Below are 20,136 nucleotides of genomic sequence, written 5' to 3' on the forward strand. Positions count from 1 at the left end.
ACTTAAAGCTGTGCAGTTGCGTGCGGCGTTGCCATCATAAATTCTGTGTAAGCTGTTTTTCTTTAGTAGTTGTTGTGGGGGACCCCTCTTTACACAACAACAACTTACGGTTTATGTAAAACAATGCTTTTTGGCGTCAGGCGTAATGGCATATTGCAGATTGGTTGTGGAGCAACCCACAAGCAGAACACAAAGATTTGATCCACAAACCATAGAGACATAGCCCAGACGTCTGCTGCTCCACCGCTACCTCCCCCCCTCTATATATAGAGTCAACGAAGAGTGGCTTGTATGTTTATTCGTTTTTGGTGCTTGGTTGATTCCCGTAGAGATAAAAGGGTTTTCGTCTAGGTCTCATGACTAAGCCAAGTAAAGGTTTTTTCCTGATCAATTACACCCAAAGTGCCAGAAAACCGGGGTTGCCTAGATGCTTCTTTTAGGTGAACATCTGCTGCTCTCGGAACCACCAAAAAGCTCTGACGAACCAGAAAAGAGCGATGCCAATAGTTATGCGGCAGGTTTTCTACGTGTATAAGCGATAATTGCAACCAAGGCGACGATGGTGCCTAATGCGATAATCAGGCTAATCTCTGTCAAGTCTAAACCTGCGTCCTGCGTTGTTATGCCCAACTGAGGCTGAGGCTCTGGCTGGCTAAAATTAGCTGAGTCGTCCTCGGCTTGTGGCGACTGATACGGGGTTGGATCAACTGTTGCTGTGGAGGTTTCGCTGCCTATTCGGATGGTTTTTGTGTCGCTCCAATCGCTTGGGGTGCCTTCAAAATAGAGATTGTATGTTGTATTGTAGCCTAACATCATTGCTCCTAGGCTGCCTTCATGCTGTATCCTGATGCTGCCAGATAATCCTTGAACCTGAACATCCATTAAGCCTTCCAGCGGGATATTTGAAGGAATGTACAACGTTAGGGTTGTGTACTGGGAATCTGAGGCTACGTAGGGCGGAGTATCGGCTGGAGTGCCATGTATGCTGTAGCCGTTAACCCTATCGCTTGGGTTAAATGGGAAGTAGCTCCATTGGTCCGAATAGTGCCCCTTGTAGCGAAGGTTATAGTAGGAGATCGAGGGGTCATTCTTCACGGTTACCTCTATGGTTCTTTGGTCAACGCGGTAGCCGGGAATCGTTGATGTGGTTACTTCCCCCGTGTAGGGGTCGGTTGAGGAGCTTGAAGAGGAGGGCACATCATAGGAGTGGTCAACGTATCGCAGGGTGAATTCTGATGTAGAGGGCTTAGGCGGTTTTGGGGCAAAAGTCGGGTCAGGTATTGTTGGGGTACTAGATGGACTAGGCGTTGGCGAGGTTTGGGCACTAGTCGGCTGAGCCATAACTAAAATGGACCCTAATAAGAAAACAATTGCCAGCACAGGGAGGCTTTTCTTTAGATGTCGCATACATGCCAGTAAAAGTTTGGCGAATAAAAGGTTTTTAGTTCACATTTGTTGACAGAAGTTAGTCAATGTTTCTTGACAAGCAGCCAAAACCACCAAAAATGCGCCAACAACACCCCAACCATCCTTGAGGTCACTTAGGGATAATCTGCTAGGGTTACAACCATCACTCGCCCATTGAGGACAACTAAGTCAACAGTTACCTCGCTGATTTTTTCAGGTAAAACCGAGTCAAGGTCCGCTGAAAGAACCGTTAAATCCGCCAGTTTGCCCTCTTCAACCGAACCCTTCAGCGTTTCCTCGCCTGAGCAGTAGGCGGCGTTTAGCGTGTAGAGTTGAAGTGCTTCATCAACGCTGAGCCTCTGTTCAGGGTAAGCTTTCCGCGTCACCAGTTCCTGAACGCCCAAAAGCGCGCTCAGCGGTTCCATGGGGCAGTCTGAACCCGCCGCGACCCTGATGCCTGCGTCGAGGAGGGTTTTGATGGGATGCAGCCAGCTTGCGCGGTCGCCGAGGCGCTGCTCTGCAGTCCAGACGTTAAATTCGGTTGAGATAACTTTAGGCTGCACTGTGACGATGGCGCCGGAGGCTTTTAGTTGGGTAAGCAACTGGGGGTTTAGGACGGCGGCTTGCTCTATGCGGACGCGATGGTTGCCTGCCGAGTTTTCTATGGCCTCGAGCACGGCGGCGATTGCCCTGTCGCCCATCGCGTGGATAACAGGCTGCACACCAAACCCCACCGCATTTTTAATTGACTGTTCAAGCTGCGCCTCGGTGAGGAGGAGTTTGCCCTGGTTAGCTGGCTCGTCACTGTAGGGTTCAACCATCGCGGCTTCCTTGGAGTCAAGGTAGCCGTCTGCCACAATGAAGCAGCCGCCCACATGCAGCATCGGGGTTTGGGGGAAATCCGATGTTTGGGGCAGCATCGCCTCAGGCACAACCACGTTAACCCTGAAAGGCAACTTGCCTTGTTCGTGGAGCTTTCTGATTAAGGGTAACTCGGATTCGGAGATGACAAGCCAATGGATGCCTGTTATGCCTGCCTCCGCGATTTTCTGGCACGCCACCGCCGCCGCATCAAGCAGCTCCTCTGGGCTGGGCTCGGGAACCGCCTGCCAAATCAGCGAGGTAGCCGCGTCCCGCAGAATACCAGTGGGGTTGCCCGCGGGGGTTTTGTCGATGGCGCCGCCGCTTGGAGGTGCCGTCTGCCCGTTTACGCCTGCGAGTTTGAGGGCTGGGGTGTTGACTGCGCAGGTCATGGCGGCTTCCCGGTAGAGCACCACGGGGTTGTCGGGTGCCGCCGCGTCTAAATCCTCTGCGGATGGCATATGATGTTCTTGGAAACGGTTTTCGTTCCAGCCTTGCCCAATTATCCATCTGCCCACAGGCGTTCTCTGGGCTTTCTCCCTGAGCAGCCGCTGCAAATCCGCGATTGATTTTGCGGAGGTGAGGTCAAGCCACATGAGGCAGCGTCCATAATCGGCGACGTGGATATGGGTATCGATGAAGCCGGGCACAACGGTTTTGCCGCCTAAGTCTAGCACCCGGGTGGTTGGGGCGATGAATGATTGGATTTGCCTGTTGGAGCCCACTTTTATGATGCGGGTTGATTTGACGGCGAGGGCTTGGGCGGTGGGCTGGGCTGGATTTTGGGTTTTTATGTTCACGTTAATTATTGCAAGGTCCGCCGACAAGCATAAGCCTCCAGAGCGTATTGGGCGCTAGTTGGGGGCTTGCCATAAAAAACCTTCCGCTCCCACCCCGCCGGGCCGCCGCTGCCCGATTTGCATAAAACATAATAAAGCGCGCCGCCGTGTTTCTGAGTATTACCAACCTTGGGGACTATCTGTGAAGGCACGTGTAGCGCTCGTTAATCCACCCTACCCAGTGGAGGCTCCGCAGGCCATTTTTCTGCCCTTGGGCATCAGCTACTTAACTGCGGTTCTCGAGGAGAAAGGCTACCACGTGGACGTTGTGGACTGCCAAACCACCCATCCCAGCCAGCAGGAGCTTGAAGAGAAGTTCCGCAGCCTAAACAGCGACATCGTCGGCGTAACAGCCGCCACGCTTACCTACAACCCCGCCCTTGAGATTCTAAGAGCCGCCAAAACCGCGCTGCCAAACGCAGTCACGATGATTGGGGGACCCCACGTCACCGTCATGGACCAGCAGACCTTCAGTGAAAGCAGCCACGTCGACGTGGTGGTGCGCAGCGAAGGCGAGCAAACCATGCTGGAACTCGCCGGGCTCATCTCAGAAGGCAACTCAGGCGGGTTCGGCGACGTTTTAGGCATAACTTTTAGGCAAAACGGCAAAGTCCAGCGCAACCTCGACCGCCCCTTCATGCAAGACATCGACCAGCTTCCCCACCCAGCCCACAAGCACTTTGACATAGGCAAATACCGCATCCTAAACAAAACCTACCTCCCAATAATCACCAGCCGCGGCTGCCCCTTCCACTGCACATTCTGTGCAGGCTACAAGATGTGCGGACGAGGCTTCCGTGCACGCAGCCCCACAAAAGTCGTCGATGAGCTGGAGTGGCTAAGGGATGATTTAGGCGGCGGCGCCTTTGCCTTCTACGATGACACCTTCACCTTCGACGTGCCCCGTGCAGTCGCCATATGCGATGAGATGCGTAGGCGCAAGTTTGATTTGCCTTGGGACTGCCGCACCCGCGTCGACAAGGTCTCGCTTAGCCTGATGGAGAAGCTGCATAGCGCCGGCTGCGAGCTGGTGCATTTCGGCGTCGAATCCGGCAGCCAGCAGATGCTTAACTTGATGCGTAAAGGCACCACGGTGGAGCAGAACGCGCAGGCAATCAAGTGGGCAAAACAGGCCGGTGTGTCCGTGGCGATTTCGCTGGTCATCGGCTACCCCACGGAAACAGCCCAGCAGCTTCAGCAAACCATCGACTTCATCTATAAAACTAAACCCGACTACGTCTACATGTGTGAGGCAGTGCCGTATCCGGGCACCGAACTCTACGAGTTCACAAAGAGCTTAGGCTTGGAGCTTGCTAAGGACTGGAGCCTCTACCATGAACAAACCCAAGTATTCGAAAACAAGCTTTTGCCACTCGAGAAACTCAACCAGACCAAAAAGGAGTTCTACGACCGCTACCTCTCCTACTCCTTCTTTATCAGCAAAAAAATGAAAAGCGACTTCTACAGCCAAATCATGGCCCGTAGCGCCCTAAACCACCTTGTCGCCAACAACCGCGCCGCAAAATGGGCAATCCATCACCTCTACCACCCCAAAGTCAGCCCCGGCGGACACAGCACCCCAAGCAAGGAGCAGCAGAAGAAGCCATGATGCGGGCGATGACTCGGCAACTGGCGGGCATCCGCTACCTGCTTTCACATCCCCATCAGCTTAAATGGGTGGTTACCCGAGAAATCTATTTTGGGCAACGCAAAAAGAGCAAGCGCAAATGGGTGGAGTGGCAAAAATACGATGCTAACATGCATATCATGATGATGGCGTCGCATCCCGAGGCCATGAGCGTTAACACGTTGAACCTTGACCGCCTCAGAATCTTTCAGGATATGGTGGGAGGCATGGGCGCGGACCTGAAAATCCTCGATGTAGGCTGCGGAGACGGCGTAATCAGCGAACCCCTCATCAAAGCGGGGCATTTTGTTGCCGCGGTGGATTTGCCCACGGTTGCCACATCCGCGCAGCAGAGCAAGGTATCGGCGGTTATGGCGGGTGATGCGGAGACGTTGGCGTTTGGCGACGGCAGCTTCGATTTAGTTATTGCCTCGGAGGTGCTGGAGCATCTTTGGGCGCCGGAATGCTTCATCGACGAAGCCTACCGAACCCTCAAGGCAAAGGGCAGCCTCATCATCGAGACCCCCGAGGGCATGGCTGGGCTAAACTACGATTCACACATGAACTTCTACACCGTTGAGAAGCTTCAGAAACTGCTTTCGCCCCGCTTCAGCATGCTCAAAGTGGAGAGGCTGGCGGCGACGGGATCCGCGCAGACCCCAACTATCATTGTGCTCTTCAAAAAAGCTTAGCCCGTAACTTTGCATTGCCGTTTTTCTTCGCGTGTCTGGCTCCGACCGATGTAAGCTATCATCAGCGCCAAAACCACCACGGCGACCACCACGATTATGGCTAGGGCAGGGTCGATTTGGAGGTCAAAGTTGTTCTGTGGCGCAGCTGCGGTGGAGTTTTCGGCTAAGCAGTAGACGTTCCAGTCGTGGTTGCCGATGTAGATTTTGCCGTCGTAGAGCGAAGGCGAAGACCAGCTGCCCGAGGGCAGGGTGTAGTTGTCGAGTTTGGTGCCCTTGTCGGCTGCGTCGAGGATGAACATGTGGCGTTGGCTAGTCATTAAATAGATTTTGCCCGCCGCATAAGAGAGGGAAGTATACAGTTCATCGCCGGTAAAGAAGCTCCATTCTATGTCGCCCGTGGCGGCGTCCAGCGTGGTTATGCTGTATTTGTTGATTATGTAGAGGTCGCCGTCCACGTAGAGGGGGCAGGAAACGATGAATTCCGCGGCGTCGGGCTCCGTGAATGTCCATGCGACTTCGCCGGTTTCTGCGTTTACGCCGTAGTAGGTGCGTAGGTCCGCGGGGACAAACACCATGCCGCCTGCAACGGAGGGGGAGCCCATCATTTCGGTGCCGCCGGTGAACTGATGCTCATAGGGGATTGGCAGAGCCCAAATCATGCTGCCGACTGCGGCGTCAAGCTTGAAGAGGACACCTGTGCCGGGGGCCTCCGAGGTAAAGTAAACTGCGCCGTCAGATACAGCGGGGGAGGAGAGGATGAAGCCGTCGGTGTTGTATTTCCAGACGATGTCGCCGCTGTCCGCGTTGAGCGCATAGAGGTAGCCATCTAACGAGCCGACGTAGACGATGCCATCCACCACTGCGGGGGAGGATTTGAGCACCAGCGAACCATAGGTGTACTCGACGTCGCCGTTAACGAAGGTTTTCCATTGCATCTCGCCGGTTTGGGCGTCTATGCAGTAGACGTAGCCGTCGTCGCCGCCCGTGTAGACTTTGCCGTCTGCCACCGCGGGGGAGGAAACGATGTAGTCGTTGGTTTTGAATTTCCAAACCAAGGCGCCGCTGTCCGCGTCGAGCGCATAGAGGTAGGTGTCCTGTGAGCCCACGTAGACTACGCCGTCTACGATGCTGGGGGAAGAGATGACTGCGCCGGCGGTGCTGTAGTTCCAGGCGAGAGTGAAGTTTGAGGGGCCACTGGCTGCGGTTGAGGAATGCGAGGGGTCACGGCGCCACATGCTCCAGTTTCCATCTGATGTGCCAGTTGATGCTGAAGCAGCGGGGGCATACATGGCTAAGGTAACGATGAGGATGGATGCTATGGTTAGCAGGGTTGTGGTTTTGGTTTTCATGGATTTCTCCTCCGTTTCTGGCTGTCATGCCGCTGCACCGCAGCTAAAAACACGATGAATGCAACTGCGATCACCGCGACGATGAGCACAAGGGTCCAGCCGCTTAAAGCGTTTTCAAGGGGCACTTCAGGAGGCAGGACTGTTGGAGGTGTTATAACTACATCGGGGGGATTTTGTTCACCGATTGCCCAGACCTGATTAAACGTGGTGTACTCGTTACCCGATATGGCATCCACCGCGTCGGTTACGGTGCCCGGAATCAAGTAGAGACGCCCATAAGCCACCAAGCTGGATTCACGGGGCGCCAACGCCTCGATGGGCAACTTCCAGATGACTTCGCCGGTGAAGGCGTTAAGGCAAACATATTCTGAGGTGCCCTGTCCGCCGCCGTACTGGGCGATTTCGCCGCTGGTCACGTAGAGTTTTCCGTCGGCAACCGAGGCAAACCCAGGCCACAAAAGCGTGCCGGGGCCTTTGTAGCGCCATGCTAACTCGCCGGTGGCGATGTTGATGGCGTAGATGTAGCCGTCTTTGTTGGGTTCATACACGTTGCCATACGCCACTGAGGTACCGGTGGTGAAGTAGCCGCCGTCGTAGGGGTAATCTTCCTCTGGGGTGTATGTCCAGATTATCTCGCCTGACGTGGCGTTGAAGCAGTACATGGTGTTATCGTCGGTTCCACCCCGCAGAAACACCCCATCGCTGTAGGAACCGTCGAAAATCATGGGTCCCCTGGTGCGGGTGCTCCAGAGTACATCGCCTGTTTTGGCGTCCAATGCCATCTGCAGGTTCATAAACGAGCCCACGAAGACTTTGCCGTCGCCGTAGGTGGTTCCGATGCCGGTTCTGCCGCCGCCGGGCACGTAGGTGCGCCACACAAACGTTGGGGGAGCATCGGGGTTAGCAAAACTCCAGCCTTCGGTGTAGGAGTTGTTTTTGAGGTAGAACATTTTTTCTTCGGGGCTATACACGTTGGAGCTGAAGATGCCGGTGTCAGCGCTAAAGTCGGAGCTGACCCAGAGGACTTCGCCGGTTTGGGGGCTTAGGCAGGTGCCCTGCACGACAAGGTGGGAATCGTCGATTTTGTAGATTATAGGCCAAGTATGCACCATCTGGATGGGGGTTTCCCAGACTATGCCGCCGGTGTCTTTGTCAAGCGCCACAACTGAGCCGTGGGTGCCAACAAATATCATGCCGTTGAACGCGGAGAGGTACGGCTGCACGCCTGTAACGTTGGTGCTCCAGAGCAAATTCGGTGTGTTAGGAGCGGGGCCCAAAGAGAAACGTGTGAAGGAGGGGTCGCCCATGAACTGTGGCCAGTCATACTGCAGTAGACCGCTGGATGCGGTGGTTTGCTGTGCAGCTGCGGAGCCGACGGTTTGTGTGGCGAATGATGAAACCAGAAATAGCGAAACAGAAAACAAGGCGATTAGGGTTAAGAGATGGATTCTTCTGTTTTGCGTGAAATGTGCCCCCGAGACAGATGGAATAGTCTGTTGTTCTACTATAAACTTTACGGAAAACCGCCAGGGAAGCAAAGAGATGCAAAAAACCTGCAGTTTGCTTTGAAGTTCGGAAATTTAATAAAGCCCTAAACCGCATAAACTTTTTTAACATCAAAAGAACCGTTAAAGGAATATACATGGGGAACATAGGGAGAATTCTAACTTGACAGAACAAAAAGGCCCATTACTTATGACTTCTTGGCGCGTCACAGGCGCCTGCAACGCAAGATGCCGATACTGCAACGTAGACGCAACATGCGAGCATGCACCCCGCGAGATGACAACGCAGGAAGCCTTCCACCTCGTTGATGAAGTGCAGAAATTCGGGGTCCGATGGTTCGGCCTTAAAGGCGGCGAACCGCTGATGCGCAAGGACATCTTCGAGATCGCGACCTACGCGAAAAGCAAAGGCCTCAACGTGTGCCTGCTAACCAACGGCACCTTCGTCGACGGATCCATCTACGATAACTTGGTTAAGAACCAGATTTGGTCCTCAGTGAGCATTGATGGCCCCGAAGAAATCAACGATCAACTCCGCGGCAAAGGCAGCTACCAAAAAGCCGTCGCAGCCATCGAGAAGCTCTCAGCGGGCAAAATCCTAAACGGCTTAGCCTGCGCCATAACAAAAGTTAACCTCAAACACCTCGATCACGTCGCTGAACTCGCAGAAAAGTATCATGCTAACTTTGTCTGGTACAATGCCCTTGTGCCCAGTGGCAGAGCAAAAACAACCATGGAGCTTGAGCCCAGCCCTGAAGAGTACGAGTGGGTCCTCAATCACATCTGGGATATCACTGAGAAGTACCGGGGTAAATTCGAGGTCCATGTGCACTGCCCCTTCTTCGCCCGCGTTGTTAAGCAGCGGCTTCCCGAGAAGGAATTCAACGAGTGGTACGAGAAAGAGTTCCATGGCAAATGCACCTACTTCGCATTCGGCGGCTACCTGTCGGTAACCGAAAACGGCGACTTAATCCCCTGCTTCTACACTGACCTGCAACCCAACGAACCCATGATGCTGGGCAACATCCGCAACAAACCCCTCACACAGGCATGGGAAGAAGTTAAAGCCTCAAAGTACTACAACAGATTCAAAGACCGCAACATCCTCAAAGGCAAATGCGGCGTCTGCGAATACCGCGACATCTGCGGCGGATGCAGAAACCGAGCCTACGCCTACACAGGCGACATCACCGAATCCGACCCCGCCTGCAACTACATACCCCAGGCGCTACGCAACAAGTAGGCAACGGCCCGATTTTTCTTCTTTTTTGTCCAAAACCCGAATAAGGCTAAAGCCCAAATAGAATCAGTGACAGGGCTGCCGGGGTTACCACACTCACTCGGCACCATAGGTGTAGAGGCGCAAGTAGATGAGAGCAGCTTTGCTGGTTTGCCTATTTCTGGTGTCAGCGGTTTTGTTTTCAGCCATCATGGAGCATGTTGGCTCAGAGGCACTTCAGTCAGGCGCATCTGAGTGGCCCAAGTTCCACCGCGACTTAGCCAACAGCGGATACACCGATTCATCGTCTCCCCGCACTAACCAGACGCTTTGGGCATTTAACACCGGCGGCCAAGTTGGCTCAGCCAGCATCCATCAAGGAATCGCTTACGTGGGTTCCTATGACCGCAGCATCTACGCTTTCAACGCCTCAGACGGCAGCCTCATCTGGAAAACCCCCACCGAGGGCATAATAGTCTCTCGTCCCACAGTGGCGGAGGGAAAAGTCTTCGTGGGCTCGGAGGATAACCACCTCTACGCTCTGGACGCAGCAGATGGAGGGGTGCTTTGGCGCTTCAAAACGGGGTACTATGTTGATTCTGACCCAGCCTACGCCGACGGGGTGGTTTATGTTGGTTCAGAGGACAGAAACGTGTATGCCCTCGATGCTTCATCGGGCAAGCTGATTTGGAGCTATGAGACCGGCGGCCAGATAATGCTGTCCTCGCCGACTCTCAGCAGCAATTTAGTTTTCATAGGCGCCTTAGACCATAAAGTCTACGCCCTCAACATCAAAGACGGCTCATTAGCATGGAGCTTCACCACAAGCGATAAGGTGGTTTCCACACCCATCGTCCATGAAGGCGTGGTCTATGTGGGTTCCTTAGATGACCACCTCTATGCCCTAGATGCCGCTAACGGTGGCCAAATGTGGAATTTCACCACCGGAGGCGACGTCTACGCTTCCGCAACCGTAAAAGGCGATGTTGCGTATGTGGGGGCGCTGGACGGAAAGCTCTACGCGCTCACCGCAGCAGATGGCAAACCTATCTGGAGCCAAACCTTGGGCAACGCGGTGTCCTCAACTCCAGCGGTTGAAGGCGGCGGCGTCTATGTGGGGTCGATGGATCACAGCATCTATGCCCTCAACGCTTCAAGCGGCGAACCCATCTGGAGCTACGCAACGGGCAACGTGGTCATCGCTGAACCCGTAGTGTATGGCGGCGTAGTGTACGCTGGGTCATGGGACGGCGAATTCTACGCCCTAAACGCCTCCAGCGGAGAGCAGGTTTGGAACTACAGGACAGGCAGCAAAGTGGACTCCTCGCCCACCGCTGCAGATGGCTTGGTTTATGTTGGCGCCCATGATGGCAGAGTTTACGCCTTGAATGCTTCAACGGGGATGGTGGGGTTTGATTGGGAACTGCATAACGATGTTGTCTGGAGCTTCCAAACCCAAGATATGATTATGTTTTCTGCGCCGGCAGTGGCGGACGGAAAAGTCTATGTGGGCAGCTACGACGGCGGCGTCTATGCGCTGAACGCTTCCAGCGGCGATTTGGTTTGGAGTTATATGACGGGTAAACATGTGGTTTCGTCCCCCGCCGTCGATAATGGAGTGGTGTATGTGGGTTCACAGGACCACAATCTCTACGCCCTAAACGCGTCCACAGGAGAAAAAATTTGGAGCTACACCACCGGCGACGTTATCGTGGTTTCTTCGCCAGCGGTATCTGATGGCAGAGTCTACATTGGCTCAAACGACAAAAACATCCACTGCCTAAACGCCACAAATGGAGAGCTGCTCTGGAAATACGCAACCGACGGCTATGTGGTTTCCTCCCCAGCCGTTTCCAAGGGCATAGTCTACGTGGGGTCATATGACCACAAAATCTACGCCCTAAACGCGGCCACTGGCGATTTAATTTGGGATTACCGGACCCAAGGCCAAATCGCCTCATCTCCCGCCGTAGCGTCCAATGTGGTTTACGTCGGTTCAGATGACAGCTGTGTCTACGCGTTGGATGCACAAAGCGGTAATGTTCAGTGGAAATACGCCACAGGCGGAGAGGTGGCTTCCTCGCCAGCGGTAAGCGAAGGCGCTGTCTATGTGGGTTCGTATGATGGCAAACTATATGCGCTTGACGCATCAGACGGCACGTTAATCTGGAGTTACGCCACAGATGAGAAAGTGGTCTCGTCTCCTGCCCTCGCGTATGGAGGAGTATACGTGGGCTCATATGACCATGTCGTCTACGCGTTTGGTTCAGCCTCCGCTGTGCCTGAAGATGAAGATGAAGAACCCGCGGTTTGGGCAGTGGTTATTGTGGCTGCTGTTGCTGTTGCAGCTGCATTAGTCTATATGGCATGGCGCAGGCGCCAGAGAGCTGCGCGGTAAAGCGGAGAGCCATTTTCTGCGGGGTTAACTAAAAGTTCATAAGGAAAAAACGCATCGTTAGCTGTACCAACCGTTATACCCCAGCAAAGTGTATGGTGATGTCGATAAACAAAAAAGTAGCCCTTGTAACCCCGCCTATTACACAGAAGGTCGCACATCACCCCCTCTATCCGCCGCTGGGCTTAGCCTACATGGCCGCGGTGCTGGAGCAGAACAGCTTCGAAGTTAAAATCATCGATTCCCCCGTGCTCGGATTTAACCACCAGCAAATCAAGGCGGAGCTTGAAGCCTACCAGCCCGCTATAGTCGGCGTCGGCTCCATGACGCCCACCTTTGAGTCAGCCATTGAATGTGCACGGGTAGCCAAGGAAGCGGTGCCTGACGCGCAGGTCATAATGGGGGGTCCACATGCCACCTTTGCTGACAGCGAAGTTCTCGCAGCGGAGAAAGCCGTGGACGTCATCGTGCGGGGCGAAGGCGAAGAAACCATCGTTGAGTTGGCAAAGCAGCGAAAACTCGGCGACGTAAAGGGCATTAGTTTCCGCAAAAACGGAGAAATCATCCGCACAGCCCAGAGGCCCTACATCCAAAACCTCGACGCGCTCCCCAGACCCGCCTATCATCTGTTGCCCATGAAGAAATACAATATCACGGGACGAAACCTTCTGCCGATTATCAGCAGCCGCGGCTGCCCCTTCCAGTGTCCCTTCTGCGTTGCCAGCCAGATGTTTGGGCAGCAGTTCCGCGCCCGAAGCCCCAAAAACGTGCTTGACGAATTGGAGTGGCTCAGAGACGAATACGGCGCAGAGGGCATAACCTTCCAAGATGACACCTTAACCTTTGATAAGAAACGCACCCTTGACATCTGCAACGGCATGATTGAACGCAAAATCGGGTTGCATTGGGGCTGCGGCACCCGCGCCGACGTCGTCACCAAGGAGGTGATGGCGAAGATGAAGCAGGCGCACTGCGACGAAACAATGTTTGGCGTTGAAGCCGGCTGCCAACGCATGCGCGACGTACTCAAAAAACGCGTGTCGACTGAGCAGATTGAGAACGCCATCAAATGGACCAAGGAAGTAGGCATATTCGTCACGGTTTCAGTTATCCTTGGCTACCCCGGCGAAACCGCAGAAACCCTGCAGGAGTCGCTGGATTTCGTGCGTAAAGTGGAACCCGACGAGGTCTGGTTATGCCACGCCACGCCGTACCCGGGCACTTGCCTACGCGAGATCGTAAAGCAGAACGGCTGGCAAATGTCGGATAAGTGGGAACTCTACAACACCATGAACCCCATCTTCGAGGACCCCAACTTGCCCGCCTCGAAAATCGCGGATATGCGCAGGGACTTCTACAACAAATTCTACTCACCCAAGTACATCCTGCGGCAGACCGCTAAGGGTTACTTTAGGGGGAACCTCTACAGCAAGATTATGGCTCGGACCGCCGTGAATTATATGCTGTGGCGACTGATGAGCCATCGTTAAGCAGCCTTAAAGTCGAATTGCACATCTGAATATCGGCGATTAAGAAATTTTTCATTAAGCTGTTTTCTTAAGTGTTAAATTAAAAAAAGGGAAAGGGGAAATTTGTTTTGGTTTTTTTATGGCCGTTTTCTGAGCAGCAGAACTACCATGATGCCAACAAGTATGATGGCGATGAAGAGGCCAGTGATAGCGGGTAGGAAGTATAGGTCAGACATTGATTGCACTGGAGTTGGTGATGGGGGCTGTGTTGGTGCTGGCTCTGCCATGTTGAAGGTGGTTTCTGCGTTTGATGGCCAGTAACCGTTGGTTCCTTCAAACACCGCATAGAGTTTGTAGTCGCCTGGAACGTTGGGGGTCCAAGTTAAGCTGTATTGTCCTTTGTTGTCTGTGGTTGTGGTGCCGAGGTCTTGGTAGTTGCCGTTGCTGTCGACGACGAATAATTGCACATCAACACCGGTGAAGTTCGAGGGCTTTGGCTGCTGCTGGTGGATGTAGGCCATCCAGTCTTTCATGCTGCAGTCAGCACAAACTGGGACACCTGTTGGGAAGCGTCCCTCTATTTCAGTGGTCTCTAAACCTACTGAAACATCGTTGACTGTGCCTTCGATGACTACGTTGCCGCCGAGAGATTGACTCTTTGGTCCTACTGTAACTGTAGTCGAACTGGGTCCTCTTCCGAGGGTGTAGATGCGTCCGTCGTAGCTGTTGAAGAAGTTGCTGTAGCCGTCTGCGATGGCAAAGCTGCTTGAGCTGAATTCGCCTGTGGCTGCTGTAAGTGCGTAGATTTCGCTGCCGTCTGAAGCGTTAATTGCCAGGGTGCATGCGCCTTTGAAGATTGGGGTTTCGAAGGTGTGCTCTGTAGTGATGGTGTAGACGACTCCCTCGTTGAGGGTGTAGCCGCCGATTGCTTTGACGAATGTGGGGTAGTGACCTGGAACCTCAAAGCCGCTGTATGTTGAGTTGCCTGGGCCGCCGTTGCCGTATGTCCAAAGGACATTGCCGGTTGACATATCGTAGCAGTATAGTATACCTGCGTAGCCGCTTGCGTATAATCGACCGAAAGCAGCGACTGTGTTTAAGGTGCCTGCGGAGGTGCTGCCGTAGTAGTCAAGTGCTGGTTGCGGGTCACTGAGTTTGATGAATGCGCCTGTCCTCATGTTGAAGAATGCGACTTGCTGTGTTTGATGGTAAGCTTCACAGAAGTAACCGGATTTATCTGCGCCTGCAAAGGCGACACCTGCAGCTAATGAGATGGTTGTTATGTTGCCATATACTGGGTCAATTGCGGGTTTAACAGTGTTCCGCCAAAGAATTGAGCCTATTGCGCCTTTAGATGCGTTGAGGTTAACTGCAAAGTAGTTATATGACGGGTTGCCAGTGGGACCCATGTTAGATGGGTACGAGCCGTTTCTGCATAGCAGCATGTCACCGTAGAATGCGGCAACAATAGCGGGTGATCCTGCTTGACCGTTGCGCCAGGGTATCGAGATGTTTTGTGTTGATGCGTCAAGCTGCTCATACATGAAGCTTCTTCTTGTTTCAACCTGAGTTGTTGATGTTGTTTCGTTGTGAGAATAAGTTGTCCTAGAACCGTTAACGTATTCTGTCGTAGTTACGTTCCTTATCGTTTGGGTAGTTTCTGTACGGAGGGTACGTTGCTGCATGCTTCCTGTCTGCCAGAATCTGCTTGAGTTCCACAAACATAGCCAATAATCATCTTTGGAGCTGGTGTCGTTGTCATAGAATACGTATTTCATCATTTCTCCGTTCGGGCCAATTACGTTTGTGCCGCTCGGTGGTGAACTACAATTGAACACGTTCTTTCCGGTTTGTGCATCCCATACTTGGCCAAAGTTGCTTGTGCACAGGTATGCTGGTCGAACGCCGTGGAAGTCAGGGTTCTGCATGTCTTGAACGTAGGCAAAGCTGAATGTTGGCGCTGTGGCTGATCTCCAGATTTCTTCTCCTGTGAATAGATCAACGCAGACGGTGTCTCCGCCAGTTCCTGTGGATTCAAAGGGTTCTCTGTAGACGAGTTTTCCAGCTACAATTATCGGATTGGTGTATCTTTGAGAATATGCTGTGCCTTCAAACCATGTGTTGCCAGGAATTTCAAGGTTGTTTCCTCCAGCTACGCCTCCAGGTGTGCCATCAGTCTTTGTCCACATAATGTGGGATGTTAAGGAACCGATGCTGTCACCTGAGAAGGCCATACAGTTTGGTGCAGTCGTGCCGCCGTAACCGGGCATGCCATTTCCTAACCAGTTCGAGGAAACGCGGTACCAAGCTACGTTTTCGCCAAAGATGGGTCGTGTCCAGTATTCAGATGGTAGCGGCGGGTAAGGAATCTCCGGAACTGGGTCTTCTAGTACGGTGAGGGTTGTGGTGGCGTTACCGCCCATATAGGTGTCGCCCAAATATTGAGAGTTGTTTAGATGCGAGTAGTCGTTGACCTTTTGCTCAGGGAATATAAAAGTCAAATTGTAGACGCCGACTTCGTCGGGAACAAATGTGGTTGCCTGGTTAGAGGTGGTGTCCCAGACTGTCTCAAAGACTTGTTCGGTTACTTTGCCGCTGGGAGAGACGATGACGAGTTTGAAGTTGTGGAATCTGTAGTCGTTGGTGATGGCTGTGTCCGAGCCACAGTATGTTGGGCAGAGCCACATGTATATGTAAGCTTTCTGACCTATGCCGACTGGGTCGGTTGCTGCGTAGATGTGGGGGAAGGTGGCGATGGTCCATGCGGGCGTGTGTGCGCTAGTTTCGGTTATGATCAATGTTGTTGCCATTGAAGAGAGTAGTATTATAGTTATCACTAAAGCCATAGATTTTTTTGTTTGCATACTATTTTTTCTCCTAGATTGGTAATTTCAATATATCGATTTAAAATCTTTATAAATTTATGGTAATTAATAACCAATAAACACACTACATAACAAAACAGTTATTAATTAAAAATAAAACACAAAAACCACACGCCAAACCGATTTTTTAGACCACCAAAGCAAAAAAACAATAGCAAAAAACAGAGAAGCCACCCCAAATTAAACAGCAACTTGAGCACCTCAAAGATTTTTGTAAGTTAACGGTTTTTACGGAAACTTTATTACGCTAACGAGCGGTTTTTACACTGCAACATGAGGAAACATTGATGGCTAAAACCTCTGAAGTATACGACACCAGGGAAAACTGGCCACCCTACACCTATAGGGATTACCCTGACATAAAACCCGAGACCTACGAAGCATTCATGCAGTTCCTAAAAACCGAAAACACCTCGGGGAGACTCATGGAGTTGCAGCCATGGGTTTCAGTATGTGACTCCCGATGCGCATTCTGCTATTTCCCAACCACCGCATCCAGCAAAGTACAAATCGACGATTACCTAGATCTGCTTAAAAAAGAACTGGCAATGTACGCGAAAACCAAGTATGTTCAAACCAGCGTTTTCGACGAGATTGTGCTTGGCGGCGGAACCCCAAGTGTGCTTAGCGCAGAGCAAATCATGGATTTAATCGACTTCTGCAAAGCCAACTTTGTCACCAGCAAAGAGTACTTCATCAAAGTCACAGGTTCATCTAAAACTTTGGCGCTGCCAAAAATCAAAAAGCTAGCCGAATACGGCGTTTACCAGATGGACATGGGCGCCCAAACATTCGATGATAAACTAAGAAAAGCCCTCTGTTTACCCGACAGCGCCGCCGATGTGGAGACAGCCATCAAATACGCCAGGCAGCTGGGCCTGGTGGTCTGCGTGGACCTGATGTATAATCTTCCGGGGCAAACCATGGAAAGCTGGATAGCCACCCTCAAGAAAACCATCGAGCTAGACGCGGAAATTGACGCTTACTCGCTGCATGTTGACCCCGGCACAATCCTTGAGAAGATGATTAAGAACGGTACTTCTCCGCCGCAGGGAAACGCAGAATACGAGAAGCAAATGTTCCTCACCGCTCACAAGATGCTAACGGAGGCAGGCTACAAAGCCGTGGGGCATGACCGCTACAGCCGCGTTGAGTGGCATATGCGCGAGAACTGCCTTAACGGCTGGCCCTGGGGAGGCATCTTAACGACGGGTGCAGGCTGCTTTATGGGGTATCTGCAGAAATTCAGTTACTCAAACATAGAAAGCATCGGTGATTACATGGAAACCGTCCGCTCAGGCAAACTGCCTATTTGCCGCTTATCCGAATCCACGATGGAGGATATGATGCGGCGCACCATGACTCGGCTGTATCTGCGCTTGCCCGTAAGCAAGAAAGAGTTCATGGAAAAGTTTGGCACAACTCCCGAGCAGGTGTTTCCCAAGCAGCTCGCTAAGCTAAAGGAGAAGGGACTAATCGAAATTGATGAGAACGAAGTCCGAACAACTAAGCTTGGCGAAGTCTACAAAGGCAACATCGCATGGGAGTTTGCGCCAAATCAACAGTCAAAATAACCTTTTCTTTCTTTTTTAAAATTAGGCATGTTTTTGGGCAGTCACTGATAAGTCCTAATGCATGGACCCATAATGCGGTCAGTGATTGAAACAAGACGAATATAAAATTTAGAACCTGAACAAAAAAAGAAAAGAGAGGGATTTTATGCGTGTCTCTGTGGCTGCAGACCATACCAAGTCATTACTTTTGCAAGAATTGGTACGATTACGCCTAAGAGAATTCCGGGCAGGAAGTTAATTACAATCGCATTAACGGGATCCGCAACCCAAGCTCCTTGAGCCATACCTCGTGGAGAATATTGGCCCATTACGCCATCTGCGCCTCTGAAATCAAGTGAAATGGTGTAATTCATGTATGCTTGAATGACCGCCACCATGATTGAAGCTGTTAAGCCTGCGCCGAGCATGCGTTTGAAGTTTGTTGATCCGTTGGTCAGTGACCCTGCGATGTAACCGATGATGATTGCGTTGACGAGCCAGAAGAGCATGCTGATGTCGCCGTAGAAGTTGACTGAATAGTCTACAGTTCCCGCCATTCCTGCATAGTATCCGTTATAGAGACCTGCGGTTGAAACGTAGTATAAGCCGCCCATTATGAAGCCTGCTGCACCGCCTGCCCACTTGTTCCAAAGCAAACCAAGAACCAATGGTACGCCAAGAACAATCATTTGGGCAAAGCCTTGTGTGAAGATAACGCCGAGTGTCGCAACGAAGCCTTCTGTACCGAGCACGTGATATTGTCCGCTGGGGTTAACGTAGATTGCGAGAACATAGATCAAGAGCACTAGAATTAGTGGTATTACTATACCGCCGAATATGTCTGCCAGTTTAAATTTTGGTGCTTCCATTTTTATCCCTTTTTATTATCTTTACGTAGCGGCGAGTTTATAAGCTTAATGCTTACAGGCTTGGCTCCAGCAAGCTAATTATGTGAATTAAAGCAAAAAAGGGTTTTTTCGGCTAATTTTGAAAAAATGTCTAATTTTAAAAAGATAAAAGAAAGAAGTGAAAGTTGATTTCACAGTTTGCTTTAGCTTATGGATTTGATTGTCGATGACAACGGCAGTCTAGATGGACAGACGTAGGAGCAGGTTCCGCATTTTATGCAGTCGTGAGCCCAAAGTTTCTCCGCCGTAGCGAAGTCACCTTTCGTGATTGCGGCATAGAGTAATGCTGGCTGTAGTCTCACTGGGCACGCGGATATGCATCTGGAGCAGTGTATGCAGGCAGTGGTTTTCTGTTCCTTCTTTTTGCTCTTAGCAAAGACAATGATGCTGCTGGTGCGTTTAGTCAACGGTGCCTCGAGGTTAGCGATTGCATCGCCCATCATAACTCCGCCGACAACGACTTTTTTGAGGCCGCTGGAGTCGACGTTGCTTGCTGCAAGGATGTCGCTGATTGGAGTCCCGATTTTCACGAGCAGGTTCTTGGGTTCTGCAACGTCTCCGTTGAGTGTGGTGACTCTGGAGATGAGGGGTTCGCCTTCAAATACTGCATTTGCGATGGCGTTGAGGGTTGCGACGTTCTGGACGATGGTGCCCATTTCGTAGCTGCGTTTGCCAGGGGGCGTCTCGTAGCCGAGGATAGCTTTCTGCAGTACGCTTGCGTCTCCCTGTTGGTAGGTGAGGTGCAATGCGCGGACTTCGGTGTCGGGTTCTTTGCTGAAGACTTCCTGGAGTTTAGGAACAGCTTCGGCTTTGCTTTCTTTGGTTGCAACGATGACTTTGGGGTTGCCTAAGAGTTTGCGGAGGACTTTAACGCCTCTGAGCAGATTCGCGGTTTTCTCAATCATCAATCGCTCGTCTGCTGTATCGTAGGGTTCGCCTTCTGCGCCGTTAACGATGATGGTTTTGATCGGCTTGTCAGCTGGAACAGCAAGTTTAACGCTTGTCGGGAAACCTGCGCCGCCTAAGCCAATGATGCCGGCTTCGCGTATCCGTTTAAGCAGAACTTCGTTTGAGGTTTTTTCAAGTTCAGCTTCGGATATGGGGGCAAGCGATTTGTCCTTGGTTTTTTTGCCGTCGTTCTCGATGAAGATGGCGTCGGTTTCGGTGCCGTAGCAGCTGTTGTAGACGTTGGCGATTTTTATGACTTTGCCGCATATGGGGCTGTGGACGGGTGCGCTGACGCGTTCTTTGGAGTCTGCGATTTTTTGGCCGATGATGACTGAGTCGCCGACTTCAACGATGGGGGTGTTGTTTGCCCCTGATTGCATGTTGACTAAGACGACTGCGATTTTGGGGTCCGGGAAGACTTCGATGGGTGTAACGCGGGCTTTATCTTTAACTTCTTTTATTGGTACAAGGTTTGCCAT

The 20,136-nt window shown here is 52.0% G+C and carries 13 protein-coding genes; 6 read left to right on the forward strand and 7 right to left on the reverse strand.

Annotation, left to right across the window (positions count from 1 at the left end; genetic code table 11):
* Positions 1 to 507 precede the first annotated feature (507 nt).
* Together NWE93_07725 and NWE93_07730 are read right to left on the reverse strand one after the other, a co-directional pair.
* Entirely contained in the window at positions 508 to 1,341 is an 834-nt protein-coding gene (locus tag NWE93_07725; GenBank protein ID MCW4000113.1) for a hypothetical protein, read from the reverse strand.
* Positions 1,342 to 1,541: 200 nt separating this feature from the next.
* A complete protein-coding gene (locus NWE93_07730; protein MCW4000114.1) occupies positions 1,542 to 3,095 on the reverse strand; it encodes an amidohydrolase in 1,554 nt (517 codons plus the stop codon).
* A gap of 154 nt (positions 3,096 to 3,249) precedes the next feature.
* Here NWE93_07730 and NWE93_07735 point away from each other — a divergent pair, with 154 nt between their 5' ends.
* Positions 3,250 to 4,716 carry a B12-binding domain-containing radical SAM protein gene (locus NWE93_07735; GenBank protein MCW4000115.1) on the forward strand — a complete coding sequence of 489 codons (1,467 nt, stop codon included), beginning with the start codon at positions 3,250 to 3,252 and terminating at the stop codon, positions 4,714 to 4,716.
* 8 nt (positions 4,717 to 4,724) lie between these two features.
* A complete protein-coding gene (locus tag NWE93_07740; protein MCW4000116.1) occupies positions 4,725 to 5,426 on the forward strand; it encodes a class I SAM-dependent methyltransferase in 702 nt (233 codons plus the stop codon).
* Here the strand turns inward: NWE93_07740 and NWE93_07745 are convergent.
* Complete coding sequence (locus NWE93_07745) at positions 5,423 to 6,775, reverse strand: PQQ-binding-like beta-propeller repeat protein (GenBank protein ID MCW4000117.1); 1,353 nt, start codon at positions 6,773 to 6,775, stop codon at positions 5,423 to 5,425. The genes NWE93_07740 and NWE93_07745 overlap by 4 nt on opposite strands.
* Positions 6,772 to 8,199 (reverse strand): PQQ-binding-like beta-propeller repeat protein, encoded by a 1,428-nt coding sequence (locus tag NWE93_07750; GenBank protein ID MCW4000118.1) that lies wholly within the window; start codon positions 8,197 to 8,199, stop codon positions 6,772 to 6,774. Before NWE93_07750 ends, NWE93_07745 begins: the two co-directional genes overlap by 4 nt.
* 244 nt (positions 8,200 to 8,443) lie before the next feature.
* Between NWE93_07750 and NWE93_07755 the strand changes: the two genes are divergently transcribed.
* The 3 genes from NWE93_07755 to NWE93_07765 all read left to right on the forward strand — a co-directional run bounded on the left by NWE93_07755 (position 8,444) and on the right by NWE93_07765 (position 13,384).
* Positions 8,444 to 9,523, forward strand: a complete 1,080-nt coding sequence (locus NWE93_07755) for a radical SAM protein (GenBank protein ID MCW4000119.1) — start codon at positions 8,444 to 8,446, stop codon at positions 9,521 to 9,523.
* Positions 9,524 to 9,650: 127 nt separating this feature from the next.
* On the forward strand, positions 9,651 to 11,897 hold the full coding sequence (locus NWE93_07760; GenBank protein ID MCW4000120.1) for a PQQ-binding-like beta-propeller repeat protein: 2,247 nt from the start codon (positions 9,651 to 9,653) through the stop codon (positions 11,895 to 11,897).
* Positions 11,898 to 11,995: 98 nt separating this feature from the next.
* A complete protein-coding gene (locus NWE93_07765) occupies positions 11,996 to 13,384 on the forward strand; it encodes a radical SAM protein (protein MCW4000121.1) in 1,389 nt (462 codons plus the stop codon).
* 116 nt (positions 13,385 to 13,500) lie between these two features.
* Here NWE93_07765 and NWE93_07770 read toward each other — a convergent pair whose 3' ends face one another.
* On the reverse strand, positions 13,501 to 16,227 hold the full coding sequence (locus tag NWE93_07770) for a hypothetical protein (protein ID MCW4000122.1): 2,727 nt from the start codon (positions 16,225 to 16,227) through the stop codon (positions 13,501 to 13,503).
* A gap of 308 nt (positions 16,228 to 16,535) precedes the next feature.
* Here NWE93_07770 and NWE93_07775 point away from each other — a divergent pair, with 308 nt between their 5' ends.
* The gene (locus NWE93_07775; GenBank protein MCW4000123.1) at positions 16,536 to 17,822 is read left to right on the forward strand and encodes a radical SAM protein; all 1,287 of its coding nucleotides are present in this window, start codon (positions 16,536 to 16,538) and stop codon (positions 17,820 to 17,822) included.
* A gap of 143 nt (positions 17,823 to 17,965) precedes the next feature.
* On the opposite strand, the gene NWE93_07780 is transcribed toward NWE93_07775, so the two are convergent.
* Both NWE93_07780 and rsxC read right to left on the reverse strand, forming a co-directional pair.
* Positions 17,966 to 18,670, reverse strand: a complete 705-nt coding sequence (locus NWE93_07780) for a hypothetical protein (GenBank protein ID MCW4000124.1) — start codon at positions 18,668 to 18,670, stop codon at positions 17,966 to 17,968.
* 182 nt (positions 18,671 to 18,852) lie between these two features.
* A complete protein-coding gene (gene rsxC, locus NWE93_07785) occupies positions 18,853 to 20,136 on the reverse strand; it encodes an electron transport complex subunit RsxC (protein ID MCW4000125.1) in 1,284 nt (427 codons plus the stop codon).

This window comes from Candidatus Bathyarchaeota archaeon (assembly GCA_026014735.1).
Classification (GTDB): Archaea; Thermoproteota; Bathyarchaeia; order Bathyarchaeales; family Bathycorpusculaceae; genus Bathycorpusculum.

Bases quoted from the DNA above. Each gene is read 5' to 3' on its own strand.
- NWE93_07770 (MCW4000122.1), bottom strand. From the start codon at position 16,227: ATGCAAACAAAAAAATCTATGGCTTTAGTGATAACTATAATACTACTC.
- NWE93_07745 (MCW4000117.1), bottom strand. From the start codon at position 6,775: ATGAAAACCAAAACCACAACCCTGCTAACCATAGCATCCATCCTCATC.
- NWE93_07725 (MCW4000113.1), bottom strand. From the start codon at position 1,341: ATGGCTCAGCCGACTAGTGCCCAAACCTCGCCAACGCCTAGTCCATCT.
- NWE93_07765 (MCW4000121.1), top strand. From the start codon at position 11,996: ATGTCGATAAACAAAAAAGTAGCCCTTGTAACCCCGCCTATTACACAG.
- NWE93_07740 (MCW4000116.1), top strand. From the start codon at position 4,725: ATGACTCGGCAACTGGCGGGCATCCGCTACCTGCTTTCACATCCCCAT.
- rsxC (MCW4000125.1), bottom strand. From the start codon at position 20,136: ATGGCAAACCTTGTACCAATAAAAGAAGTTAAAGATAAAGCCCGCGTT.
- NWE93_07780 (MCW4000124.1), bottom strand. From the start codon at position 18,670: ATGGAAGCACCAAAATTTAAACTGGCAGACATATTCGGCGGTATAGTA.
- NWE93_07760 (MCW4000120.1), top strand. From the start codon at position 9,651: ATGAGAGCAGCTTTGCTGGTTTGCCTATTTCTGGTGTCAGCGGTTTTG.
- NWE93_07775 (MCW4000123.1), top strand. From the start codon at position 16,536: ATGGCTAAAACCTCTGAAGTATACGACACCAGGGAAAACTGGCCACCC.